Annotated in this window: 23 protein-coding genes; 4 read left to right on the forward strand and 19 right to left on the reverse strand. The window is 63.8% G+C overall.

The features are described 5' to 3' along the window. Positions 1-2,378 (reverse strand): methylmalonyl-CoA mutase (locus tag GY725_03160; GenBank protein MCP4003174.1); only part of this gene is annotated, 2,378 nt, incomplete at its 3' end. Positions 2,379-2,518: 140 nt separating this feature from the next. On the opposite strand from GY725_03160, the gene GY725_03165 reads away from it, so the two are divergent. After that, the gene (locus tag GY725_03165) at positions 2,519-3,853 is read left to right on the forward strand and encodes an MFS transporter (GenBank protein MCP4003175.1); all 1,335 of its coding nucleotides are present in this window, start codon (positions 2,519-2,521) and stop codon (positions 3,851-3,853) included. On the opposite strand, the gene GY725_03170 is transcribed toward GY725_03165, so the two are convergent. The 17 genes from GY725_03170 to tilS form a co-directional block, all read right to left on the reverse strand. Beyond that, positions 3,840-5,369, reverse strand: coding sequence for an acyl-CoA carboxylase subunit beta (locus GY725_03170; GenBank protein MCP4003176.1), 1,530 nt, complete (start codon positions 5,367-5,369; stop codon positions 3,840-3,842). The two genes, GY725_03165 and GY725_03170, sit on opposite strands and share 14 nt — an antisense overlap. A gap of 10 nt (positions 5,370-5,379) precedes the next feature. Continuing rightward, positions 5,380-6,255, reverse strand: a complete 876-nt coding sequence (locus GY725_03175; protein MCP4003177.1) for a GTPase Era — start codon at positions 6,253-6,255, stop codon at positions 5,380-5,382. Then, positions 6,252-7,061, reverse strand: coding sequence for a ribonuclease III (gene rnc / locus GY725_03180; GenBank protein MCP4003178.1), 810 nt, complete (start codon positions 7,059-7,061; stop codon positions 6,252-6,254). Before rnc ends, GY725_03175 begins: the two co-directional genes overlap by 4 nt. Continuing rightward, a complete protein-coding gene (mnmA, locus tag GY725_03185; protein MCP4003179.1) occupies positions 6,949-8,028 on the reverse strand; it encodes a tRNA 2-thiouridine(34) synthase MnmA in 1,080 nt (359 codons plus the stop codon). Before mnmA ends, rnc begins: the two co-directional genes overlap by 113 nt. Further along, positions 8,025-9,212 carry a cysteine desulfurase gene (locus tag GY725_03190; protein ID MCP4003180.1) on the reverse strand — a complete coding sequence of 396 codons (1,188 nt, stop codon included), beginning with the start codon at positions 9,210-9,212 and terminating at the stop codon, positions 8,025-8,027. The genes mnmA and GY725_03190 overlap by 4 nt, the downstream gene beginning before the upstream one ends. Positions 9,213-9,223: 11 nt before the next feature. Continuing rightward, entirely contained in the window at positions 9,224-9,502 is a 279-nt protein-coding gene (locus GY725_03195; GenBank protein ID MCP4003181.1) for a competence protein ComE, read from the reverse strand. 183 nt (positions 9,503-9,685) lie between these two features. Further along, a complete protein-coding gene (locus GY725_03200) occupies positions 9,686-10,921 on the reverse strand; it encodes an aspartate kinase (GenBank protein MCP4003182.1) in 1,236 nt (411 codons plus the stop codon). Continuing rightward, complete coding sequence (gene tsaE, locus GY725_03205) at positions 10,912-11,388, reverse strand: tRNA (adenosine(37)-N6)-threonylcarbamoyltransferase complex ATPase subunit type 1 TsaE (protein ID MCP4003183.1); 477 nt, start codon at positions 11,386-11,388, stop codon at positions 10,912-10,914. The genes GY725_03200 and tsaE overlap by 10 nt, the downstream gene beginning before the upstream one ends. Further along, positions 11,360-12,961 carry an NAD(P)H-hydrate dehydratase gene (locus tag GY725_03210; GenBank protein ID MCP4003184.1) on the reverse strand — a complete coding sequence of 534 codons (1,602 nt, stop codon included), beginning with the start codon at positions 12,959-12,961 and terminating at the stop codon, positions 11,360-11,362. Before GY725_03210 ends, tsaE begins: the two co-directional genes overlap by 29 nt. A gap of 9 nt (positions 12,962-12,970) precedes the next feature. Next, entirely contained in the window at positions 12,971-13,360 is a 390-nt protein-coding gene (gene acpS, locus GY725_03215; protein MCP4003185.1) for a holo-[acyl-carrier-protein] synthase, read from the reverse strand. Then, positions 13,344-14,063 (reverse strand): pyridoxine 5'-phosphate synthase, encoded by a 720-nt coding sequence (locus tag GY725_03220; protein ID MCP4003186.1) that lies wholly within the window; start codon positions 14,061-14,063, stop codon positions 13,344-13,346. The genes acpS and GY725_03220 overlap by 17 nt, the downstream gene beginning before the upstream one ends. Next, a complete protein-coding gene (locus GY725_03225; GenBank protein ID MCP4003187.1) occupies positions 14,060-15,439 on the reverse strand; it encodes a phosphoglucosamine mutase in 1,380 nt (459 codons plus the stop codon). The genes GY725_03220 and GY725_03225 overlap by 4 nt, the downstream gene beginning before the upstream one ends. A gap of 43 nt (positions 15,440-15,482) precedes the next feature. After that, positions 15,483-16,157, reverse strand: coding sequence for a hypothetical protein (locus GY725_03230; protein ID MCP4003188.1), 675 nt, complete (start codon positions 16,155-16,157; stop codon positions 15,483-15,485). 2 nt (positions 16,158-16,159) lie between these two features. Continuing rightward, on the reverse strand, positions 16,160-16,936 hold the full coding sequence (locus GY725_03235) for a TIGR00159 family protein (GenBank protein MCP4003189.1): 777 nt from the start codon (positions 16,934-16,936) through the stop codon (positions 16,160-16,162). A 59-nt stretch (positions 16,937-16,995) separates the two neighbouring features. After that, positions 16,996-17,850: a dihydropteroate synthase gene (gene folP / locus GY725_03240; protein ID MCP4003190.1), complete on the reverse strand. Its 855-nt coding sequence runs from the start codon at positions 17,848-17,850 to the stop codon at positions 16,996-16,998. Positions 17,851-17,856: 6 nt separating this feature from the next. Beyond that, positions 17,857-19,749, reverse strand: coding sequence for an ATP-dependent metallopeptidase FtsH/Yme1/Tma family protein (locus tag GY725_03245; GenBank protein MCP4003191.1), 1,893 nt, complete (start codon positions 19,747-19,749; stop codon positions 17,857-17,859). A gap of 77 nt (positions 19,750-19,826) precedes the next feature. Further along, positions 19,827-21,182, reverse strand: a complete 1,356-nt coding sequence (tilS, locus tag GY725_03250; GenBank protein MCP4003192.1) for a tRNA lysidine(34) synthetase TilS — start codon at positions 21,180-21,182, stop codon at positions 19,827-19,829. Between the two features lie 237 nt (positions 21,183-21,419). On the opposite strand from tilS, the gene GY725_03255 reads away from it, so the two are divergent. From GY725_03255 to GY725_03265, 3 genes are all read left to right on the forward strand, one after another. Further along, entirely contained in the window at positions 21,420-23,438 is a 2,019-nt protein-coding gene (locus GY725_03255; protein ID MCP4003193.1) for a protein kinase, read from the forward strand. A 179-nt stretch (positions 23,439-23,617) separates the two neighbouring features. Next, positions 23,618-23,917, forward strand: coding sequence for a helix-turn-helix transcriptional regulator (locus GY725_03260; protein ID MCP4003194.1), 300 nt, complete (start codon positions 23,618-23,620; stop codon positions 23,915-23,917). Between the two features lie 68 nt (positions 23,918-23,985). Beyond that, the gene (locus GY725_03265; protein ID MCP4003195.1) at positions 23,986-25,011 is read left to right on the forward strand and encodes a permease; all 1,026 of its coding nucleotides are present in this window, start codon (positions 23,986-23,988) and stop codon (positions 25,009-25,011) included. A gap of 107 nt (positions 25,012-25,118) precedes the next feature. On the opposite strand, the gene GY725_03270 is transcribed toward GY725_03265, so the two are convergent. After that, on the reverse strand, positions 25,119-25,478 hold the full coding sequence (locus GY725_03270) for a hypothetical protein (GenBank protein ID MCP4003196.1): 360 nt from the start codon (positions 25,476-25,478) through the stop codon (positions 25,119-25,121). Positions 25,479-25,623 lie beyond the last annotated feature (145 nt).

Raw genomic sequence — 25,623 nt, forward strand, 5'->3', positions numbered from 1 at the left:
AAGTAGCTCTGTACATCGCCCATCGCTTCGAGCGAGAACTCCGTCGAAAAGATGCAGGTGTTCTGGGCCTGGTCTTCTTTCAGGATGTCGGCCTGTACGGTACCGCGCACGCGGGATAGAGCGTCGTTGCGGATGCGCTCGTAGGTCTCGCGGTCCACGACCTCATCCCCCGACACGCCTAGCAGACCGAGCCCGAGGCCATCGTGCCCCTCGGGAAGCTCTCCTTCGTAGTGCGGAAGAACGCGCGCTTCCAACTCGGCGCGCACGCGCTCGAACTCGCCCGTTGCACGCAGGTGCTTTTCGACGGCCTGGTCGATCACCGCATTGAAGAAGAAGGCGAGCACGACGGGAGCGGGGCCGTTGATGGTCATTGACACCGAAGTGCTGGGGTCGAGCAGGTCGAATCCCGAGTACAGCTTCTTCGCGTCGTCGACCGTACAGACCGAGACTCCAGAAGTGCCGATCTTGCCGTAGATGTCGGGGCGTTCGTCGGGATCTCGCCCGTACAAGGTCACGCTGTCGAAGGCCGTCGAGAGCCGCGACGCGGGCTGCCCACTCGAAAGGAGATGGAAGCGCCGGTTCGTGCGCTCGGGCGGCCCCTCGCCGGCAAACATACGTGCGGGATCTTCTTCGCCCGTTCGCTTGAACGGAAATACGCCTGCGGTAAACGGGAAGGCGCCCGGCAGATTCTCCAGCGCGAAGTAGCGGCTCAACGCTCCCCAGTCTCCGGTCCGGGGCACGGCGACGCGGGGCACATCCAGACCGGAGAGCGTGGACTCGTGGTTGCGAACCGAGATTTCGCGCTCGCGAACCCGATAGGACTGCTCGTTCGCCCGGTAGCGCCGCTGCGTTTCGGGCCAGTCTTCGAGTTGAGTGCGCAGCCCCGGATCGAGCGCGTCCAGTTCCCGATCGCGTCGCTGCTCCACCGCTGCGCGCTCCGGTGAACCCGTCTCCAGGGTTTCGGCGGCGGTGCGCAGCGCGTCCGCGCGTCGGGCGACCTCCTCCTGCTCAGCAGCGCGTGCCCGATAGCTGCGAACCGTCTCGGCGAGTTCAGCCAGATAGCGCGTGCGCGACGTGGGAATCACGAACACGCTCTCGGGCATCTCGACGGGAGGCAGTACGCGCCGCTCGAAACGATCAAAACCCCGTTCGGCGATCGCGGCCGTCAATCCCTGGTAGAGACGATCCGTACCGGGATCACTCCAACGACTGGCGATCGTCGGAAACACCGGGATCTGAGCGGCATCGGACGAGGACTCGCCGTGGTTGCGACACCACTGCTTGCGCACGTCGCGAAGCGCGTCCTCTCCGCCGCGCCGGTCGAATTTGTTGAGCACGACCGCGTCCGCAAGATCGAGCATGTCGATTTTCTCGAGTTGCGAAGGCGCGCCGTACTCCGGGGTCATGACGTAAACCGAGTAATCGACCAGGTCGACGATCTCCGAATCGCTCTGCCCGATTCCCGCCGTCTCGACGAAGATCATGTCGTAACCGGCGCTCTGCAAAACTCCGACCGCATCGACCACCGTGCTCGAAAGAGCCAGATGAGCCCGCCGCGTCGCGAGCGAACGAGCGAACACATGCGGCGCCCGGATCGCGTTCATGCGCAATCGATCGCCGAGCAGCGCGCCACCGGAGCGCCGCCGCGTCGGGTCTACCGAAAGCACCCCGATGCTGCGCTCCGGGTACTCGCGGCGAAAACGGCGCACGAGTTCATCCACCAGGCTCGACTTGCCCGCACCGCCGGTGCCGGTGAAACCGACCACGGGAGCACGAGATGCACCGACCGCCTCTTTCAGACGCCCGCGCGCTGCCAGTACCTGCGGACTATCCGTTCCCGCGCGCTCTTCGAACCAGCTGATCGCGCGCGCCACCTCCAGGGCTCGCCCGACCTCGATCCGCTCCGGATCTGGCTCACCTGGCGCGGGTCGACTGAGCCCCGCATCGGTGATCACCCGGATCATGCCTTCGAGCCCGAGTTCCTGGCCATCTTCGGGACGGAAGATGCGGGTGACGCCGTAGGCCTGCAGTTCCTCGACCTCCTGAAGAGAGATCACCCCGCCCCCGCCCCCGTACACGCGGATGTACTCGGCCCCCTCGTCCTTCAAGCGATCGATCAGGTAGCGGAAGAACTCGATGTGACCGCCCTGATAGGACGAAACGCAGATCGCGTCTGCATCTTCGTGAATTGCCGCAGTCAGCACATCATCGACCGAGCGGTCGTGGCCCAGGTGGATCACTTCCGCACCCTGCCCCTGCAACAGGCGCCGCATGATGTTGATGGAAGCGTCGTGGCCGTCGAACAGGGCGGCGGCGGTCACCACGCGCATCGGTCCGCGACCCTCCGCAGCGGGAAGGGCCTGGGGAGCACTGCTCATCGACAGAACCCCTTCGAATGCGACAGTGTGCCGCTTGGGCACGACTTCCGGTACAACGCCATGATCTCCGATCCTACCGATTTTTCGGCCGTTTGGCGCCGATCCGTGAGCCCTGCCGACGCTCGTGTATCGCGGCGGCGATGAACGCTCCGAAGAACCGGCCGATCCGCGACAATCCCTGGTGGATCCCGCCCTTTCTGGGTGCCATTCCCGCCGGTGTCAACCCGCGGGAAGTGCGCCTTCTGGGCTTCGTCGCATTCGCGATGTTCTTCGAGAACTACGACCTGTCGATCCTGGGCAATGCCCTGCCGCAGATCCGCCAGACCTTCTCGATCGACGAACGCCAGGCCGCGGAGTTCACCGGCCTGATCCGACTCGGGGCGATCCCTGCGTTCTTCCTGATTCCCCTGGCCGATCGCATTGGTCGCCGCAGTCTGCTGCTCGCCTCGATCGTGGGCGTGAGTTTCGGCTCGCTTCTGAGCGCCGTGAGTCCCAGTGCGGCCTGGTTCGTGGCCATGCAGGTCCTGACGCGCACCTGCATCATCGCCGCTTCGGTGACGGCCTTCGTAATCATCGCGGAGGAATTCCCCGCCGAGCACCGCGGCTGGGGCATCGGAATCCTCGGCTCGGTGGGTGCGTTTGGTTTCGGGGTTGGAGCGGGCGTCTACGCCTTCGTCGAGAGCCTGCCTTTCGGCTGGCGCTCACTCTACGTACTGGGATTTGCACCCGTGCTCGCGCTACCGCTGTTCAAGCGCGGCATCCCCGAAACACGCCGATTCCAGGAACAAGTCAATCGGGATGACGACACGAGCAGCGGCTGGCGGCGGATCGTTTCGATGATGGGTCCGATGCTCGAACTCGCGCGCTCGCACCCGCGCCGGGCGATCGCCATCGCCACGCTCGGAGCCGTGGCAACGGCGGGACTGGCTCCCCCGTTCCAGTTCGTCTCCGACTTCCTGCAAGGCGATCGCGGCTGGTCTCCGGGTACGTTTGCGGGCATGACCATCTTCTTTGGCGGAATGGGCGTCATCGGCAGCGTGGTCGCGGGCCGCCTCGGCGACCGCTACGGGAGGCGATTGATCGGCGCCGCGGTATTGGTCCCGTTTCCGGTCTTCGCCTGGGGTTTCTATATGGGGCCCTCGAACCTGCTGGTGATTCCCTGGGTCCTGATGGTGTTTTCGTCCATGGCCGTGACGGTCATCGTGCGCGCGCTAGCCGCCGAGGTCTTCCCCACGTCCACGCGCGGCACCGCAGGAGGCGGCCTCGCGCTATTCGAGACCCTGGGTGCAGCCATCGGTCTCTTTCTGCTCTCCGTTGGACTGACGGCCTTCCCGGAGTCCCGCAGTGCGGTCATCGCCACCATCTCGAGCCTGGTTTCGGTATCGGCCGTCGCGTTGCTCTTTCTACCGGAAACCCGCAGTCGCGAACTGGAGGAGATCAGCGGCGAAGAGCCCGAGAGCATCACACAGGAGTGATGCCGTGCTTCTTCTCGGGCGGGTCATCGTCGGGGCGATCTCGGATGGCTTCGAAACGACGCACCAGATCATCGCGCAGATCCTCAGCGGGTACGATGTCGTCGACAACCAGTTCGGAAGCCAGAAGGAGCAACTCGACATCCTCGCGGTACTCGTCGCGCAGCTTCGCCACCAGTGCCGGGCGCTCGGCTTCGGGCGTCGCCTGGATCTTGTTGTAGAAGACTGCGTTGACGGCGGCATCGGGTCCCATGACCGCGATCTGCGCACTCGGCAATGCGATGCACGCATCGGGCTCGAAACCCGGACCCGACATGGCGTAGAGGCCCGCACCGTAGGCTTTGCGCACGATCACGCTGATGCGTGGAACCGTCGTCTGTGAGACCGCGCTGATCATCTTCGCACCGGCGCGGATGATGCCTTCGCGCTCGACCTTCTTGCCGATCATGAAGCCGGGCACGTCGGCCAGATAGAGCAGCGGCACGCCGAACGCATCACATAGCTCGATGAAGCGGGCGGCCTTGTCCGCGGAGTCGACGAAGAGCACGCCTCCCTTCCACTTGGGCTGATTGGCGATGATGCCAATCGTCTTTCCTTCGAGCCGCGCGAAACCGGTGACGATCTCGCGTGCGAAGAGTTTCTTGATCTCGAAAAAGCTGCCCAGATCGACCAGCCGCTCGATCACCTCGAAGATGTCGAACGGTTTGTTTTCGTCCCCGGGGATCACCTCGGCCAGATCCGTGCAGTCCTTGGCCGCCGGCAGGGGATCGGCTTCGGGCAGTTCATCTCCCACGGTGGACGGCAGATAGGAGAGGTAGCGACGCGCACCGTCCAGGGCCTGCTCTTCATCCTTGCACAGCACGTCCCCGCAGCCGCTGATCGAACAGTGCATGCGCGCACCGCCCATCTCTTCGAGCGTGGTCTGTTCTCCGATCACCATCTCGGCCATGCGCGGCGAGCCCAGATACATGCTGGCATTGCCCTCGACCATGAAGACCAGATCGCAGAACGCGGGGATATAGGCGCCTCCCGCAGCCGACGGACCGAACAGACAACAGACCTGAGGAATCTTGCCCGACATGCGCACCTGATTGAAGAAGATTCGACCGGCGCCGCGGCGACCGGGAAAGAGCTCCACTTGATCGGTGATTCGCGCGCCCGCCGAATCGATCAGGTACACCAGCGGAACTTCGAGCCGTTCGGCCGTGGCCTGAATACGCTGGATCTTTTCGACCGTGCGCTTGCCCCAGGAGCCGGCCTTGATCGTCGAATCATTGGCCATCACGCAAACGGGACGACCTTCGATCGCACCCGTTCCGATGATCACGCCGTCGGCGGGCAGGTCTTTGGCCTTGGCGTTTGCGAAACGGCCGTCCTCGACGAAGCTGTCGGGATCTAGAAGATATTCGATGCGAGCGCGAGCGAAGAGCTTGCCCTGCGCCGCCGCCTTCTCATGAGCCGCAGGCGCACCGCCTGAGAGGATTCGTTCGATCTCGCCCTGAATGAATGAATCAGACACGCTCGCCCCCCTACAAATAGCCGAGCGCACGCGCGCGCGCGGGTTTCTTGGTCCAGTTGTGGTCCGTCTTGACCCAGAGATTCAAGTGCACGGTCTTCCCGACCAGCGGGGCCAGTCGTTTGCGCGATTCGATCCCCAGAGATTTCAACATCGCTCCACCCGCTCCCACCACGATGCCTTTCTGGCTTTCGCGCTCCACCAGAAGGTTTGCGCGAATGCGAACCTCCTTGGAGGACTCGTCCCAGCCTTCGACCTCGACCGCCACGGAATAGGGAATCTCGTCGCGGAATTGTTCGAATACGACCTCGCGAATCTGCTCCGCCGCCAGGAAGCGCATGGGCGCGTCGGTCAGAAAGTCCTCGGGATAGAGCGCGGGCCCTTCGGGCAGCAGCGCGACCACTTTGTCCAGGAATGCCGCGACGCTATTCGGATCGCGTTCCGAAACCTCCAGGACAGCGACGAAACGGTCCAGCGCGGGGACGGGACTCGGCTGAGCCAGATCGCGTTTGGTGTGCAGAAGCAGGATCGGGGATTTCAACTCCGCCAGTCTCTCTTCGGGTACGTCCCATGTGGCCCCGCACTCGAATAGCAACACGCGAAGATCCGCATCTTCTGCGCTCAGCAAAGCCCGCTCGTTCATGGCCAGATTGAACTTCGCCTGGCCGCGATGCACTCCCGGTGTGTCGTGGAACAGAATCTGTGAACCCGGTCGGGAGAGTACGCCCAGAATGCGGCCCCGCGTGGTCTGCGCGCGTGCGGCGGTGATGGCGAGTTTCTCCCCGAGTGCGGCGTTGAGCAGGCTCGACTTGCCCGCATTCGGGCGCCCCAACAGGGCGACGACACCACAGCGATGAGCGCTCTGGGCGGTCCGGGAATGCTTCTTCATTCGGAGGCCTCCAGCGCGCACTCCGCCGCTTTTTGTTCAGCCGCTCGCTTGCTGGTGCCGTGTCCGACGCCGAGTGCGCGCTCGCCGGAGTACACCTCCACACTGAACTTCCGCGCGTGAGGCGGACCCGCCTCGGCAATGAGTTTGTAGCGCGGAACAGCCAGTCCTTGCGCTTGCATCCGCTCCTGCAGGCGCGTCTTCGGGTCCGCCGTAGCCTGGCCCGGTTGCGCCAGACGTTCACCCATCTCGCGCTGGACCAATACCCGAACGGGCTCGAGCCCCCCGTCGAGATACAAGGCCCCCAGGATGGCTTCGAAGACATTGGCCAGAATCGAATCCTTCTCGCTGCCTCCCGAAGCTCGTTCTCCTCGACTCAGGCGGATGAATCCCCCGAGGCCGAGCGATCGCGCCAGCTCTGCAAGCGCGTGGGTGTTGACCGCCGCTGCTCGGGCGCGCGAAAGCAGGCCTTCCTGGGCTTCAGGATTCGAAGTCATCAGTCGTTCGGACACCACGAGATCGAGCACTGCATCTCCCAGGAATTCCAATCGCTCGTTGGAAGCGCGAACATCGCCCTGTTCGTTGGCGCGCGAGCTGTGCGTGACCGCACACTCCAGGCGTTCGCGATCCTCAAAGGCGTACCCCAGGATCGCCTCGAGCTCCTCCAGCGGCCGCTCACCGGATCGCAGATCCCGATCAGGCAGAGATCCACCCTCCCCCGAGTACGCGCTGGTCCTCAGCGTCGTACACGACTGCGGCCTGACCCCGTGCAGGAGCCCACACGGGAGCCTCAAAGACGATCCCCGCATCCGAACCACTGGCGGACTTCACACGCGCCGGCACGCTCGACTGCCGGTGCCGAACCTGAACACGAACCGGTCCTTCAGGCGCCGCCCCATCGATCCAGTGAGTTCCCCCGACCAGGATTTCACAGCGTTGCAGATCTTCTTCACGGGCCACGACCAGGAGATTCTCGCGCGACCGGATCTCCGAAACATACCAGGGACCTCCTGACAGACCGAGCCCTCTGCGCTGTCCCTGTGTGTAGCCAATCGCACCGCTGTGACGACCCAGCACCACGCCTTCGCCATCGACGATATCTCCCGGTTCTCGGCGAAGTTCCGGACGCAGCCGGTGCAACGCGCCCCGCACGTCGGACTCGGGAATGAAGCAGATGTCCTGACTCTCGGGTTTGTCGGCGGTGACCAATTCCAGTTCTCGCGCGACACTGCGAACCTGGCTCTTCTCGAGGTCTCCGAGCGGGAACTCGATCTCGGAAAGACGCTCACGTGGCAGATCGAAAAGGAAGTAGGTCTGGTCCTTTGCGCGGTCGCGCGGGCGATACAAGGAAGGCCCGCCGTCGGGCCCGGGAGCGATGCGTGCGTAGTGACCCGTAGCCACTCCGAGCGCTCCCAGGGCTCGGGCCCGCTCGATCAGCAGGTCGAACTTGAGCACGCGATTGCACGCGATACAGGGTATGGGAGTGCTTCCCTCCTGATATGCATCGATGAAGGGAACGATCACCGACGCGTGGAACGCCTCGCTGTAGTTGACCGTGTAGTGGCGAAAGCCGAGCTTGCGCGCGACCGCGCGCGCGTCCTCGGCGTCGGGCAATCCGCAGCACTTCTTCGGATTGCTCGGCGCGACGTCCCGCGCGCTTCCCACTCCGAGGTCCATGGTCACACCCACGACTTCGGCCCCGCGACGCTGCATCAAGCCCGCGGCCACCGATGAATCCACACCCCCGCTCATCGCCACCAGCCAGCGGGAACTCATCGTCTGGCGGCCTCGCGTGCGCGGCGCTCGGCCTTGCGAGCGACCCGTACGCGTTCGACGATGCCCGGCAGGACAGCGATCAAGCGATCGATCTCCGCTGCGCGCGTCGCCGGCCCAAGGCTGACGCGGATCGAACCGGAGCCGTAATCGGGATCGACACCCATCGCCAGCAAGACGTGCGAAGGCTCCGTCGTACCGGAGTGACAGGCCGCACCCGATGCGATGGCAATGCCTTCGAGATCGAGGGCCTCGACCAGTGCGTCGCCATCCGCACCGGCAAAGCTCAGATTCAGGACGTGCGGGAGCACGAACTCCACGGCGCCGTTGCGCTGTGCATCGGCGACCTTGCTCTGGATCTCGCTCCAGAGACGTTCGCGCAGTTCACCGAGGCGTTCGGCGCGCTCTTCGAGATCCGCCTGCGCCGCAGCGCAGGCCGCGCCAAAGCCGGCGATCGAAGCCACGTTCTCGGTTCCCGCGCGGCGCTGGCGCTCCTGGCCTCCTCCGCGAAAAAGCGGCTTGGGATGCAGGCCCGGCCGCACGTAGAGGGCTCCCACACCCTTCGGACCGCCGAGTTTGTGCGCCGCGAGCGAAGCGTAGTCGATTGCGAGATCGGCGAAATGCAGAGGAGTCTTGCCCAGAGCCTGCACCGCATCGGTGTGAAAGGTCACCTCGTGTTCGCGCGCGATGCTCGCGAGTTCGGGTACCGGCTGAATGACTCCGGTCTCGTTGTTTGCCCACATGACCGTGGCCAGTAGCGTCTCGGACTCCAGGCTCGCAGCGAAGCGCTCCGGGTCGAGTCGCCCGTCGCTGTCGACCGGCAAGAGGGTGACGCGCAGCCCTCGCTCTCGCAGTTCGTCGAGCGGTTCGAGGATCGAAGGATGCTCGGTGGCACACGTGACGATGTGATCGCCGTGTCGCGGTGCTCGGAGTGCGGCGTTGTACAACACGGTATTGTTCGACTCGGTCGCGCCACTCGTAAAGACGATGGACTCGGGCGCCGCACCCATCAACGAGGCCACCTGTTCGCGGGCCAACGCCAGTCGGTCGCGTGCAGCTGCACCCGCCCAGTGTACGCTCGAAGGATTGCCGAAATCGTCGCGCAAGACTGCGCTCATCACGGCGAGGGCCTCAGGCCGCAAGGGCGTGGTCGCGTTGTAGTCCAGGTAGATCGCGTCCGAACTCATTCGCCGAGAGCTTAGCAGCCCGCTGACGGACAGCGGAGCGGCGGGGCACAGGCCGGGTCCCGGGCGCCTACGAAGACGTGAGGCGCCAGCGCCCGGAGGGTCGCAGAACCGATCCCGTGGACCCTGTCCGCAAGGTCTGCGAGGTCGCGGTAGTCCCCAGCGGCGAGCCGCTCCTCGACGATGGCGGAGGAACGCGCCGGACCGATACCCGGCAGCAACTGTAGATCCCGCGCGCTACCCGTGTTCAGCGCTAGTGGGAACCCGAGTACGAGCCGCAAACGGGCGGAAATATCGGCACATGCACAGGGCGGAGCGCGACCCGCTTCGGCCAGCACGCAGCGACCATCGACGTACGAGGGATCCAATGCAGCCACCGGGGACAGCGGTCGAAATGGCCATAGCGATACGGCCAGCACGGCGACCCAGACGAGTGCCCGTGCGCCCCTGGTCTGCGGGACCTGTGGACCCTCCAGTTAGCTTTCCTCCGTCGCCTGCACGGCCCCGAGACCGAACTCCTCGTGAAGCGCACGACACGCGAGCTCCGAATACTTCTCATCGATCACGACCGAGATCTTGATCTCGGAGGTGTTGATCATCTGGATGTTGATGCTCTCGTCGTGCAGCACGCGAAACATGCGGCCCGCGACACCGGCGTGGTCTTTCATGCCGAGTCCGACGACCGAGACCTTCGCGATCGAATCATCCGACGTGACACCATTGGCCCCGAGTTCACCGGCGAGCTTTTCTGCGAGTTCGAGGGCACGCGGGAAGTCTCCCCGTGGCACGGTGAACGTCACATCGGTATGCCCCTCGGTCGAGACGTTCTGTACGATCACGTCGACCACCACGCCTTCTTCCGACATCGGCCCGAAGATGCGAGCGGCGATGCCCGGAAGATCCGGGACTCCGAAGATCGTGATCTTGGCTTCGTTGCGGTTGTAGGTCACGCCCGAAACAACCAGGCGCTCCATGATTTCGCTTTCAGGTACCACCCAGGTTCCCTCCTGATCTGAGAAGGTGCTGCGCACGTGAATCGGAACAGAGAACTGCTTACCAAACTTCACGGCGCGGATCTGCAGGACTTTGGCGCCGAGACTCGCCATTTCGAGCATCTCGTCATAGGAGACCCGCGGCAGTTTGCGGGCCCTCGGGACGATTCTCGGATCGCTGGTAAACACACCGTCGACGTCGGTAAAAATCTCACAGGCCTCGGCCTTCAGCGCGGCCGCCAACGCCACCGCGCTGGTATCCGAGCCGCCTCTGCCCAGGGTCGTCACGTCTCCAGCGTCATTTACGCCCTGGAATCCGGGAACGCACACGATCACCCCGTTTGAGAACTCCTCGCGCAAACGTTCGGTATCGATGCGATGAATGCGAGCACGCGAGTGATCTTCGTCCGTATGCACCTTGATCTGCGCACCGGTGAGCGAGCGCGCCTTGCCACCGAGTTCCTGGATCGCCATCGCCAGTAATGCAATCGTCTGCTGCTCACCGGTAGAGACGAGCACGTCGTACTCGCGAGAATCGGGACGTGCGGAGACCTCCTGCGAAAGCGCCACGAGGCGGTCCGTTTCGCCGGCCATCGCCGATACGACCACGGCCACGTCGTTCCCCGCGCGCTGGGTCTCCAGCGCCCGCCTTGCAACATTGCGGATGCGCGGGACGTCGCCGACCGACGTTCCTCCGTATTTCTGCACGATCACCGCCATGCCTGCCGCAGCCTCCTCGCGAGTTCTTTCCCGCCTTCTCCTCGACCCGTTGCCGAAATCCGGCGCTCGTGTTCAGAAACCATCTCGATGCGGATCTCCAGCCGATCGTCGGGCAAAGCCGCCGGAAAGCGCTCGGGCCACTCGACGACGACCACGCCTCGACCGTCCAGAAGATCGTCGAAGCCGGCATCGTCGAGCCGAGCGTAGCTTTCTACTCGATAGAAATCCGCATGTCTCAGCGCCAATCGTCCGGGGTACTCCCCCACCAGGACAAAGGTCGGGCTGGTGACCGGCACGCTCCGATCGACACCCAGGCCGACCGCGATGCCCTGGGCGAAGCAGGTCTTGCCCACTCCCAGGTCTCCAGAGAGCCCGATCACGTCTCCAGGCCGAAGGACCGCGCCGAGCTTCTCCCCCAATTCGCGTGTCCGATCGGGGCTAGGAGAAGCGGTGGGGTCGTCTGGCAAGTTCTGGCTCCTGTTCACCCGGGTCCACGGCCAGCAAGGCCTCCCAGACCTGCGGGATCCGCGTCGCAACCTCGCTGGCGAGCCCCCCTACCCGCGGTCCAGCGTCGCCCGCGGATCCGTGGAGATACACACCGAGACGAGCCGCGTCGAGGGACGAGAGGCCCTGACCGAGCAAGGCCGCAATGACTCCGGCCAGCACGTCCCCGCTTCCGCCCGCCGCCAACCCCGGACCTCCCGTCGGGTTGACCCAGACCTCGCCCTCGGGAGTCGCGATCAGGCTTCGCGCGCCCTTGAGCACCACGATCGCGCGCGCCAGCGCGGCCAGTTCCCGCGCGGCAGCGACCCGGTCGCCCTGAACATCGGCGCTCGAGCGCGAGAGCAGGCGCGCGGCCTCACCGGGGTGGGGCGTCAGAACTCGCGGTCCCGGACCGCACAACGCCGCCGGGTTCGACTCGAAGACATTGAGCGCATCGGCATCGACGACGGCGGGAACGGAGGTGCGCGCGAGCACCTCGCTGACCGCCCGTGCGGTTTCCGGTGCCTGTCCGAGGCCCGGCCCGAGAACCAGGGCGTCCCGGTTCTGCAGCTCGTTTCCGATCTGCTCTCCGGCCGCACCCGCGAGTCTGCCGTCGCCCAGATCATCGAGCCCGAGGGTCATCGCTTCGGTGAGCTTCACCTCGAGGATCGGATGGAGCGAACGCGGAACGGCGGCCGTTACGAGTCCGGCACCGGTGCGCAGAGCACCCTCGGATGCGAGCGCGACCGCGCCTGTCTTTCCTGCGGAGCCTCCGACGACCAGCACATGGCCGAAACTTCCCTTGTGGCCGTCGAGCGGTCGCTCCGGAAGCAACGCTGCGGCGGCGCTGGGCGTGAGCACGTGTTGACGCGGCGCAACGCGTTGCAGCGATGCGTCGGCGAGACCGATGTCTACGACCAGGATCTCGGAGTCCGACGCTTTCAGTGCGAGACCAAGCTTGGGCAGGCCAAGCGTTACGATCAGGTCGGCGGGAAGCCACGGACCGAGTGGAAGCCCGGTATCACTCGAAATCCCGGAGGGAACATCGACGGCCACCACCGGTCTTCGCGCGGATTCGAGCACGCGGATGGCCTCGGCATACTCGGCTTCGATCGCGCGTTTGAGACCGACACCGAAGAGCGCATCGACGACCAGATCGCAATCGGCGGCGCGCTGCGCGAGTTCCTTTTCGTCGGGGCGGTTCAGGATACTCAAGCCGAGTGGCCGCAGTCGGTCAAGATTGGACCGCGCCTCCGGGCTCAGACGCGCAGAATCCCCGAAGCAGGCGACCGTGGGCACACAACGGCTCGTCCATTCGCGTAGCACGCGTGCGATCACGAAACCGTCTCCACCGTTATTGCCCGGACCGCAGACGATCAGCGGTCGGCGACACTCCGGAAAACGCGAGACGATCGCCTCGGCGACCTCCCGACCGGCGGTTTCCATCAGGAGTTCGGCCGGGATGCCCTCGCGCTCGATCGTATCGCGGTCGATCGCCCGCATCTCGGTTGCGGTGGGACAGGACCAACCGCGGGTAAGGAATCGGCTGCGGTTCATGGCGAAAACTTAGCGCTCTTGCGCCGATCTGCGCTCGATCCAAAGGCTCGCCATGGCGAAGTCCTGATCGTGGGTCAGTGTCATGCAGATTCGCAGGTCTTGGGCGACGCCGGGACGGTGCACTGCGAGAGTGGGTTCTCCGCTGCGCTTTCGCACGACTTCGAGTTCGCGCAACCTCAGTCCCGGAGCACCCGCGAGTCGTAGAGCGCGTCGACCCGCGCACTTGGCGGCGAAGCGCGCGGCCAAGTTTTGCTCCCCTCGACTCTTGCGTTGCGCGTAGGCGATTTCGTCTGCACTGAAGACTCGCTGCAGCATCCGATCGCCATACCGCGCAAGCACCCGAGCAAAGCGCGGAACCTCGACCAGTTCGACGCCTATGGCCTCAATCTCCGCAGACAATCTGGCGCATCTCTCGTACCGCGCGCTCCATGCCCACGAGCAGCGCACGCGCCACGATCGAGTGACCGATAGAAAACTCGGTCACAGCTTCGAACTCGACCAGCCCTCGCACGTTCTTATAGTCGAGTCCGTGACCGACGCCCACTTCGAGTTTGAGCTTTTCGGCCAGTCGAACCGCGTCGTGGATCTGCAGTCGAAGCGCCTCGCGCTCGGGACTCGGTTCCGCGTAGCGACCCGTGTGGATCTCGACCGCCCGCGCGCCTACCCGATGCGCCGCCTTGATCTGCTCGAGGTCCGGATCGATGAACAGGCAACTGCGGATGTTCGACTCGTGCAGCGTGCGAACCATCTCACCGACCACGCCCATCTGGGTGAGTACGTCGAGCCCGCCTTCGGTCGTCAACTCTTCCCGTCGCTCCGGGACCAGAGTCACGGAGTCGGGTCGCACGTCGAGCGCGATCTTCAGCATCTCCTGGGTCGCACCCATCTCGACGAAAAACCCGCTGTGAACCGTCTGGCGCAACAGGCGCACGTCCCGATCCTGAACATGCCGCCGATCGTCGCGCAAATGACATACGATCCCATCCGCACCACCGACGATGGCGAGCATAGCGGCGGCAACAGGATCCGGTTCGTGGTGCAGCCTCGCTTGTCGAACGGTTGCCACGTGATCCACGTTTACGACCAGACGTCGTTGGGTCATTCAGCTTCGCCTCCGATGGCCTTGCGGATCACATTGCAGACGTCATCCGCCAGCACCTCGATCCTCTGTTGATCCTCACCCTCGATCATCACCCGCGCCAGGGGCTCGGTTCCCGAGTAGCGCAATAGGATTCGCCCCCAGCCTTCAAGTTCTTCCTGAACCTGCTCGAGTTTTGCCTGTATGGCCGGAATGCTCTCGAAAGGGGGCTTCTCGCGAACGGGAACGTTGCGGATGAGTTGCGGGACACGCTCCATGACCTTTGCGAGTTCCGACAGCGGTCGACCTTCGCGGCGCATGAAAGCCAGGACCTGTAATGCGCTGAGCATGCCGTCACCGGTCGTGATGTGGTCCAGAAAGATGATGTGCCCGGACTGCTCGCCACCCAGGTTCAGATTCTGGGCGAGCATCGCTTCGACGACATAACGGTCACCGACATCGCTGCGCACCATGCGGATGCCTTCGCGTTCCAGGGCACGCTCGAGCCCCAGATTGGCCATGACGGTTCCGACGATCGCGTCGCCCTTGAGTTGTCCACGGCGGCGCATTTCGAATGCGCACATGGCCAGCACCTGATCGCCAGTGACGATCTCCCCGTTCTCGTCCACCAGGATCACCCGATCGGCGTCTCCGTCCAGGGCAATCCCCAGGTCCGCTCGGAACTCTCGAACCGTGCGGGCGACTTTCTCGGGGTGCAAGGCACCGCAACCCTCATTGATGTTGACGCCATTGGGTTCGTCGCCAATTGCAATCACCTCGGCCCCGAGTTCTTCCAGTACCGTGGGCGCAACGTTGTAGGCCGCGCCATTGGCACAGTCGATCGCTACGCGCAGACCATCCAGACTGTACTCGCGCGGAAAGGTCTTCTTCAGGAATACGATGTAGCGGCCCGAAGCATCGTCGATGCGCTGGGCGCGGCCGATGGCCTTCCCGACGGGTCGCTCGCGATCCAATTCAGCGGAGTACATGAGTTCTTCGATGCGCAGTTCGACTTCGTCGGGAAGCTTGAAACCGTCGCTCGAGAAAAACTTCACACCGTTGTCATCGAAACGGTTGTGCGAGGCAGTGATCATCGCGCCCGCATCACAGCGCATATCGACCGTCAGAAAGGCGAGTCCCGGTGTCGGCATCGGTCCGACCTGAAAAACCTGCACACCCATCGAGCACAATCCGGCCGCCAGCGCATCTTCGAGCATATAACCGGAGCGTCGCGTGTCCTTTGCGATCAATACCTTGCGTTGACCTGCGGGCTTATTCTGAAGACGGAAGGCCATCGCGAAGGCGCGGCCCAGCTCCATCATGACCTCACCGGTCATCGGATGAACATTCGCCCGTCCGCGAATTCCGTCAGTTCCGAATAACTTGCGTTCCGCTCCCATGCCTTGCGGCTCCTTCGTGGCGCGCACGCGCCGGCCTCTGCGTTTAAAGATTGGACCCTTCACTCGCGGGTGGCTCGGCCCGTTCGATCACGATGCGAACCTTGACCACCGCGAGGTCGGCGTCTTCGGTCCATACGTTCGGCACACCGAACACCAGATTGCTATCGAGAGATGTGGTTTCTCGGAGTCGACTCACGTCGAGCCGATCGGTCAAGACCTCGTGTAACTGGCGAACGCTGCTGCGAGCGCCCGCCAGAACAACGGTCTCCGGTTCGACTTCGACTTCGACGATGCTCATACCCTCGAGCGGTTCACCCGCGAGATCGACCCGGATGGGCACCCTCTTCTTTGCCAGCTTGTCCGTGCGAAACACGATCTGTGAAGGAGATCTCAAGACCAGCGAGGTCTCGCGCGGCAGCGGCAGACCTTCAGTCGTGACGGCCATGCGAGATTCACCTTGCTTCACGCCCGCAAGCGAGATGGGATAGCGTTTGACTGCCTTCTCGGCGCGCCGCAGGGCGGCGCGGCTTCCGGTGAGCCGCAAATTGATCTCCTGCACGGACTGTTCAACCACGACGAGATTCTTCGGGACATCCTCCAAAACGACCGGAAGATCCAGACGCAACTCGGCGTCGGTCACGCCTTGCGCCGCAGCCCAGAGCAGCGTCGCGACCAGCAGGGCGACGACCTTGTAGAGGAAGTTGTCGAAGATGCGCACGTTCAGGCTTCCCCGACCGCGACCATATCGGGCGAGCCTTCGCGATCCGCCAGACGGACGTGTCCGGTCATGCGCAGCAAAGCCTGTCGAAGCTGCGGGCCGTCGAGGTCCTCACTGATTTCGCCGGCGGAAACCAGCGAGACCCGACCCGTTTCTTCCGAGACCACCACGACCAGCGCATCCGTTTCTTCGGTAATCCCCACTGCGGCCCGATGCCGTGTGCCCATGGTGCTGGGAATTTCGCTGCGCGTGGCGAGCGGCAGAATCGACCCCGCCATTGCGATGCGATCCTGGCGAACGACTACGGCGCCATCGTGCAGAGGAGAATACGGCAGGAAGATCGCGATCAAGAGGTCGCGACTCAGTTCGGCATCGACCCGCGGCCCCTCTTCGACGAACTCGTCAATCTGCACCTCGCGCTCGATCACGACCAGCGCTCCCACACGCCGCTGCCCCAGAGCTTGAGAAGCGCGCACGATTTCCTCGATCGAATGAACACCCTGAGACCGCCCGGACGCAAACAACCCGCCGCCTACACGGGTGAGAGCGCGGCGGATGTCGGCCTGGAAGATGACGATCAAGATGAGCAGACCCGAAGACAGGAAGCGATCCAGCAGGAAGCCCAGAGTGGCCAGTTCGAGAAGTTCCGACAGACGCCAGATCAGCATGATGATCAATAGACCGAGCGCCATCTGCGCAGCGCGCGTGCCCTTGATACGCATCAGCAGCCAATAGACGATCCAGGCCACGACGACGATGTCCAGGGAGTCCCAGATCATGTCGAAGTTCTCAGAGAACGCGTCCCAACGATCCGTGAGCCATGCGTACAGGACTTCGGTCAAGTGCGCGCCTCGCGAATCGCCAATGCCACTTCGACGCACTGACGGGCGGCAGCCACATCGTGCACGCGAACGGCTGCGGCTCCAGCCAGTACGCAGGCGGCGAGCGCGGCGAGCGTACCGGGAAGCCGGTCATCGACCGCAGCACCCGTGATCGCGCCGATGAAACTCTTGCGCGAAGGTCCGACGAGGACCGGATAACCCAGGGCCGACAGTTCCGAGAGACGCGCCATCAGCGGCAGGTTGTGATCAATCGGGTGCTTGCCGAAACCCAGCCCCGGGTCCAGGCAGATCGAGTCACGCGCCACGCCGAACTGCTCAGCCGTCCGGGCTTCGCCCGTCAGTTCGCGCGCGACCTCAGCCAATACGTCGTCGTAGTGGGGATCGGCCTGCATCGTTCGCGGTTCCCCGCGGGTGTGGTTGAGGATCAACCCGGCGCCGTGCTCCGCGCAGACCTGGGCGAGCCGGACATCGCTCAGGCCGAACACCGCATTAACGACACTCGCACCGGATTCCAGCGCTGCTTCCGCGACCGAAGCCCTGCGCGTATCAACCGAAACAGGCACGCGAGTGTGTTTCGCGAGACGTTCGACCACCGGCAGCACGCGACGGCACTCCTCGTCCTCGGACAACAGTTCCGCACCGGGCCGTGTGGACTCGCCGCCAACATCCAGGAGATGCGCCCCCTCTTCCGCGAGCCGCAATCCGTGCTCGGCTGCACGTTCGGGCGAACCTAGCCGCCCCCCGTCGTAGAACGAGTCGGGCGTCACGTTGACGATCCCCACCAATGCAATCGCATCGACGGGTATCCACGTTCGGCCTCGGGGGATCGGTTCTGCCCCTTCCTTGGGCATGGTCGGCTACCCCGGTATCGGTTCCGGATCCGGAATCGGGTCTTTCGGGAATCGATCGCCCGCTTGATCGTTGTTCTCGGCAGATCCGGATTCCGGCGCGGATACAGGCTTGGAATCCGCAACCGGCACTACGAGCGCCGGAAGTTCCTGGCCATCGACCAGGAGCTCGAGTTCTTCAATGCCGAGCGTTTCGCGTTCGAGTAGAGCATGCGCGATCGCTTCGAGTGCAGCGCGTTTGCTATTCAAGAGCGAACAGGCGCGTTCGTAACGATCGTTCAGAATCGACGAGACCTCTTCGTCGATCACCCGTCCTCGATCCGAGCTGAACTTCGGTTCGGATTTCATGTCGATACCGAGGAATACATTGCCCGAATCATCCGAGAGGCTGATCGGCCCGAGCTTGTCGCTCATTCCGTAAGTGCAGACCATGGCGCGTGCCGTCTTGGTGGCCTGCTCCAGATCGTTGGCAGCTCCGGTCGACAGTTGATCGAACACCAGTTCTTCCGCCGCACGACCACCCATGCCGTAGCTGATGTTCGCGAGCAGCTCCTGCTTGGTCATGCAATAGCGGTCTTCGACCGGTAGAGTCATGGTGACGCCGAGCGCGCCGCCGCGCGGAATGATCGTGACCTTGTGCAGCGGATCCGTGCTTTCTTCGAGCATCGCGACCAGGGCGTGTCCAGCTTCGTGGAAGGCGGTCACCCTGCGCTCTTTTTCCGAGAGGATCATGCTGCGGCGCTCGCCACCCATCAGGAGCTTGTCTTTGGCGAGTTCGAAGTCGCGCATGCAGACGGATTCCGCATCGCGCCGCGCCGCGAGCAACGCCGCTTCGTTGCACAGATTTTCCAGATCGGCTCCAGAGAAACCCGGAGTGCCACGGGCGATGACCGCCAGATCGACGTCGCTACCGAGCAGGACGCGTCGGGAATGCACGCGCAGAATCGCTTCGCGACCCCGGAGATCCGGCTTGTGTACCGTCACGTGCCGGTCGAAACGGCCGGGCCTCAGCATGGCCGGGTCCAACACATCGGGACGGTTGGTGGCGGCGATGATGATCACTCCCTCGTTCGCCTCGAAGCCGTCCATCTCGACCAGCATCTGATTGAGCGTCTGCTCGCGCTCGTCGTGGCCGCCGCCAAGACCGGCGCCGCGATGGCGACCGACGGCATCGATTTCGTCGATGAAGACGATGCACGGGGCGTTCTTCTTGCCCTGCGCAAACAGATCGCGCACCCGGCTCGCTCCGACACCGACAAACATCTCGACGAAATCCGAACCCGAGATCGAGAAGAACGGAACGCCCGCTTCTCCGGCGATCGCGCGCGCAAGCAGCGTCTTGCCGGTACCCGGTGGTCCGACGAGCAGAACGCCTTTGGGAATGCGCCCGCCGAGGCGCGTGAACTTCTTGGGATCGCGCAGAAACTCGACGATCTCCTCGAGTTCTGCCTTGGCCTCTTCGATGCCAGCTACGTCGGCGAACGTGACGCGCGTCTGATTCTCGTTGAGCAGGCGCGCACGAGACTTGCCGAAGCTCATCGCCTTGCCACCGCCCGACTGCAATTGCCTGAAGAGGAAAAACCAGAGCCCGATGAAGAGGATCATCGGAAGCCAACTGATCAACACCGAATTCCAAAGCCCGCCTTCGTCCGTGGACCGGTACTTGACGGTGACCTGGTGTTCCTTGGCCAGTTCGGCGAGACCCGGATGCTCTGCCGGTCCCAGGGTCCTGAAGTCGCGACCGTCGGAAAACACGCCCTCGACCCGCTCTCCCTGGATCGTGAATTCGCCGATGTCACCGGTCTCGAGCCGAGCGAGAAACTCGGTGTAGTCGACCTCGCTCGATTCGCGAGGATTGCCTCCGAACATGCTGAAGATCGCCAGCAGCACGAACATGGCCATGGCGAGAGTCAACAGATTCCGATAGAGATGGTTCAAGCGGCCTCCGATGCCCTAAACGTGCGATATTCCAAGAGATCCTAACAATTCTCGCCGGGCGCCGAAAGCCGCTGAGCGACCAGTTGCCAGCCGGGACAGGCTTCCCGTCCAACCTGTCCGAAGCTGATCAGCCCCGGCACCCAGACGACCTCTCGATCCAACTCGACGAGCAGTGCCCGTCCGCACCGCCGACGCGACCAGCGAGCTCGATCGAACATATCTTCGATGCGCGAACGTCCATCGCCCGCGCCTCGCATGGCATCCCCCGGGCGCGGACTGCGGATGCGCAAAGAGCCGATCACTTCATCGGCGACTCGCAACCCATCCTCTGGCCGGCTATCGACCGGCTCCCGGTGGCATGTGAGACGAAGTGCCTGCTGCGAGAATTCGAGCGCTCCCGGAGGCCGAATGCGAGTCGCATCCAGCGACGAAAAAACGGGCTCGGTACCCGGCCCGAGCCAGACGCGATCCCGATCGCGAAACAGGCTGAAATCCCGAGGAAGAGAAAGGCGCCGCCCTCCTTCCCCCGCGATGAACGAATCGATGCGTTCGAGGTGCAACGTCGAAACGCGATCCGACAGTCCGACCCGGCGCAGCGCATCCGCCCACACAGCGCGTCTCGGATTCGCACCCAGTGTCCGAAGCGCGGCCGGATCGACCCAGAGCCCGCCCTCTCCGACCTCGAGCGCCCGCCTGGCCAGGTCGTCCATCTCGGCGGCGCCGCTTGCCTCTTCGCGTGCTGCAATGGCGGCGAGTTGAGCGAGTTTGAGCGCAGCGCCGGAGTGGATCTCCTCCAGAACTCGCAGAGCTTCGATCCGCAGCCGATTCCGCGGAACGGCGAGATCTGCGTTGGAGGAGTCCTCCCGCCAGCTCAGCCCTCGAACCTTCAAGTAGTCCCTGAGGTCTGAGCGACGCGCCTCCAGCGCTGGCCGAAGCACCCGCGCTGCGCGCGGGCGGATCGAGGCCAGACCGGCCAGACCGGTCCCCCGGATGGCGCGCAGCAGAACCGTCTCCGCCTGATCGTCGAGCGTGTGCGCGGTGGCGATCCAGTCCAGACCGAAAGCCTCGCGCATCTCCTCGAGCGCCTGGTAGCGAAGTTCGCGGGCGCGGGCTTCGGGCGAACGCTTGTCGCGGGTCGCCGCGTCGACGCGTTGACAGCGAAACGGCAGGCCGAGTTGACCGGCACGGAGCCGAACGAATTCGAGGTCTTCATCGGCCTCCGCGCCCCGCAAGCCGTGGTGCACGTGGGCCACTTCCACCGACTGCCCCAAGGCGACAAGAACGTGCAGGAGCGCCATCGAATCCCCGCCGCCCGAGGCGGCCACGAGCATCCGTGCCGCGCGCGGCACCTCGTACTCGCGCAGGAAAGCGGCAATTCGCGTGTGGAGCGGATCCATGGCGAGAGCCTAGTGCGGATCGCTCCGCCTCCCCAGTCTCGCAAACGAAGCGTCGACTTGAAATCTCTCTCAAATCTCTGAGGTCGCAGGCCGAAGACAGCAGAGATGCGCTTCTCATCGGCTGACTGGAAGACCACCAGCTGATGGAGGCGCAAGAGGAATCGCTTGTACGTCATTTTCAGTCAGACCAGCGCTCCGCTCCCGGGTTCCCAGGGAGCCATGCACTGGATTGTGACGATGCCGACGGACCAGCTGATCGTCGCCGCACCCTTGTTTGGCGCCGCGGTCGCATTGACCGCGGTGTGGATGCTCAGTCGATTCAAATTGCGGCCGGGGAAGGCGCAGACGCCCGAAGAAGAGATCGCGGCCCTGGTCGAGGCCGGGGACTTCGAGGGTGCTGCAAACCGCCTGTCGGCGCTGGGCGAGCCCGGCCAGGCCCTGGAGCTCTACGAGCAGGCCGGTAACCGTTCGAAGGTCGCGCACTGTCATCTGGCCATGAAACAGCCCGGGCAGGCGGCGCAGGTCTACCGAGATCTCGGACGTCACGCAGAGGCAGCGCACTATTTCCAGGCCGCCGGGGAGTGGGTCGCCGCCGCCGAAGCACTGGTCATCCTCGACTGCGAGCGCGAGGCCGCTGAACTCTACGAGCGCGCTGGCGAACTACAGCGCGCAGCGCAGCTCATGCTCCGACTGGACGACCTCGAAAATGCCGCGCGCCTGTTCGAACGCGCGGGCATGGGAAGCGAAGCCGCTGAAGCTCTCATCAACGCCCGCGGTCGACGCCCGAAGGTACTCAAACGCGCCGCGGAACTGTACGAGAGCGCGGGAGACCTCGAATCGGCCGCCGATTGCCTTGCGGGTGCCAAGGAACACCGCCGGGCGGCAGAGTTGTACGAAGGCCTGGGGCGCCACGCCCGGGCTGCACAGGAATACGAGCAGGATAGTGTTTGGGAACGAGCCGCCGCCTGCTACGAACAGGCGGGTGCACTCGCGCAAGCACGCGCCAACTACGATCGAGCGGGCGATCGGGTGCGCTCGGCGGCCGTCGCCCAGGAAGAGGGAAACTTCCTGGAAGCCGGACAGGCCTTCTACGAGGTTGGAGCCTACGAACGAGCTATCGAAGCCCTGCAGCGCATCCTCGACCAGTCGGAGCAAGCTCATCCAGGTGCCCGCGTACAGGCGCGAATCTTCGTCGAAAAAGGCTTGCTGGATCGCGCGCGTGAACGCATCCACTGGCTGGGGCGCGACGAGCCTCATTGCAAGGACGACCTGGAAGTCATGCTCATGCTGGCAAACGCGTACGAGCGGATCGCCGACGCACCGGCAGCACTGGAGATCTTCGAGCGCATCTCTGCGGTCGACGCCGAATACGGCGATGTGGCCCTGCGCATGGAACGCCTGCAGGACCGCGCGTGGTGTGGTTCCTCGACCACCCTGAGCGACGGCGCCGCCGAACGCTACGAGTTGCGCAATGAGATCGGGCGCGGTGGGATGGGCGTCGTCTACCTGGCCTGGGACAAGGACCTCGAGCGCACGGTCGCGATCAAGTTCTTGCCCGATGAACTCGCCAGCAACGAAGAAGCGGTGAAGATGTTCCGCGGTGAAGCACGAGCCGCCGCCGCCATGAACCATCCGAACATCGTTCACATCTACGACGTGGCCATCGTCGATGGAAAGCCGTGCATCGTCATGGAGTACGTTCAGGGCCGCACCGTCCGCCAGATCATGCGCGTCCAGGGAACGAACAAGAAGAAGCCTCTACCTGCAGCACGTGTCGCCGAAGCCGCTCGCGACATCAGCGAAGCACTCGCGTATGCGCACACCTCGAATGTGATCCACCGCGACGTAAAACCTGCAAATATGCTGATCGCCCCGAACGGCACGGTGAAGCTGATGGACTTTGGGATCAGCAAGGTACTGGAAGCCGGTGTCGAGGGTCTGACGAAGGCCAAGGGTACGCCGCAGTACATGCCACCCGAGCAGATCCTGGGTCGCGAGATCGATGCGCGCACCGATCTCTACGCCTTGGGGATTTCGATGTTCGAGATGGCCACTGGCCGCCGTCCCTTCGGTGGGGAGGACGTGGTGGACAAACAACTGCACGCCAGTCTTCCCGATCCGCGCGACCAGGTTCCGGACCTGCCAGAAGCCCTGGTCGAGATCATCCAGAAGGCCACAGAAAAGGCCCCAAGCGACCGCTTCAACTCCGCCACCCAGATGGCCGCAGCGCTGTCCGCCTTCCTCGAGCGCGACTGATCCTCGGAGTTCAGGCTCCGCAATCTCCCTGCCCGGGCCCACTCCCGGCCCCCGATACTCGACAGGGTTGACGAAAAAAACGCCCCGCGACCTCCGGACGCTGAGTTCGCTCCTATCATTATTCGATAATTCCGGAATTATAGTTGCTTTTGCGAGCGGGCGCCGATAGGCTGAACGGCATGCAGAACGAAAGAGCTGCGCGCTGCCTGGAAGCCCTTGGAAACCCGACCCGACTGGCGATCTTCCGCCTACTCGTACGGGCGGGACGAGAAGGCACCCCGGTCGGCAAGATCCAGCGACGGCTCGGCATTCCGGGCTCCACGCTGTCACACCACCTGTCGGGCCTCGTCAAGGTCGGACTCGTCTCCCAGGAACGCCGCAGCCGCGTGCTGCTCTGCAGAGCCGAGTACCCGCTTATGGAAGCTCTTCTGGCCTACCTCAACCAGAACTGCTGCGAGGGCCTTCGGGAAGACGGCTGATCCGGGCCCGATCTTCTCGTGAGCGATTTCTTTCAGCTTGTTATTTCGATTTTTCCAGAAGGAACGATATGTACACCAAGGCCCTCTCGCAGCAACCCCTGGGACTGCGCATCGACCGCGTCGTGCTGACGATCGCCCTCCTGCTCCTGGCTCTCGCACTGGTCTCGAGCACACAGCTGATGTCCAGCCTCGAGTTCGTCCTGACGAGCCTGCTCCATATCGCCCCGTACCTTCTGATATCCGTAGCCACCGCCTCCGCGCTTGGTGCGGCGGGCGCGGAGCAACTCATAGCGCGAGTGTTCGCCGGTCGTCCCGTGCACATGATTGCGATGGCTTCGGTGTTCGGAGCGCTCTCGCCTTTTTGTTCTTGTGGGGTCATCCCGCTGATTGCAGCGCTGCTTTCCATGGGAGTTCCGCTCGCACCCGTGATGGCGTTCTGGGTCTCTTCACCGGTGATGGCCCCGGACATGTTTCTCCTGACGGCGGCGGAACTCGGCGTCGGATTCGCACTGGCCAAGACGATGGCTGCAATCAGCATCGGGCTGCTCGCAGGAGCCGCGACGGCAGGAGCTGTACGCGCGGGTTTGCTGAAGAAACCCCTGCAGGGGCTCGCGAGCAATTGCGGCGGCTCCGCGGTGCGAGATCCACAGCCAACTGTCTGGCATTTCTGGAAAGAGCCCGAACGGCGCTCGCGCTTTGCGAAGGAGTTTCGAGACACGGGCATGTTTCTCACCAAGTGGATGACTCTGGCCTTTCTGCTGGAGAGCCTGATGGTGGGCTATCTGCCCGCCGAGCAGATCGGCTCATGGGTCGGTGGAGCCAATCGCTGGGCGATCCCATTGGCGGTCGCAGCCGGTATCCCGGCCTATCTCAATGGCTACGCTGCCATCCCCATGGTCTCCGCACTGCTTTCCTCGGGAATGGCACCTGGAGCTGCAATGGCTTTCATGACGGCGGGAGCCATGACCAGCATCCCGGCCGCCATGGCGGTTTTCGCATTGGTTCGCTGGCCGGTCTTCGTCTGGTATCTGGGCCTGGCGGTGCTCGGCTCCAGCATGAGTGGCTTCGCGTATCAGTTCTTCGTGGCCGGCTGATCGCATCACGTCGAGATGTCTAGTCAGACAGGTTGGAGAAGAACCCGAGCCCCGTGCGTGCGGGCCAAAGACGCCGCGCGGTAACGGGAAAGCTCTGTTGCGGCGAGCTACCGCTCCTTTCCGGACGCGCTGGGAGCATGGGTAACCTCTGGCGACTTGCCGGGACGTTTCGATGTCCGAGTCAATAGCACTCCGTCCGGACGGTAGGTGTATTCCTCTCGTTGCAGCACCTGACCTCGCTTGTACTCGATGAAGACCGCGACCCGTTCCCTCTCGTCGTAGGTTGCTTCGTAGTAGGTGTAGTTCTGGTAGACCTCCTCGAAGTTCTTCTCCTCGTCGATATCGCGAATCAGACCGTTCTGTACAGATTCATCCGAGTAGTACGAGGCACCGGGGCGAATTGAATCTGGGCCCGCATCCGCAGAACTGGTGCAAAGAAAAGGGATTGCGAGTGCGACCAGAGCCATCCCGAGGGAATCTCTGCACAGGGAGGATTCGAGCGAGAAGCGGGAGTCGCCGCCTGAGCAAGAAGCGTGATCCGATCGCAGATCCGTAGATCTGCAGAGGGTCGCGCGACGCAGCGCAGGCGGATGCATCGCGCTTCGCAGCCGC

The organism is bacterium (assembly GCA_024226335.1).
GTDB lineage: Bacteria > Myxococcota_A > UBA9160 > SZUA-336 > SZUA-336 > JAAELY01.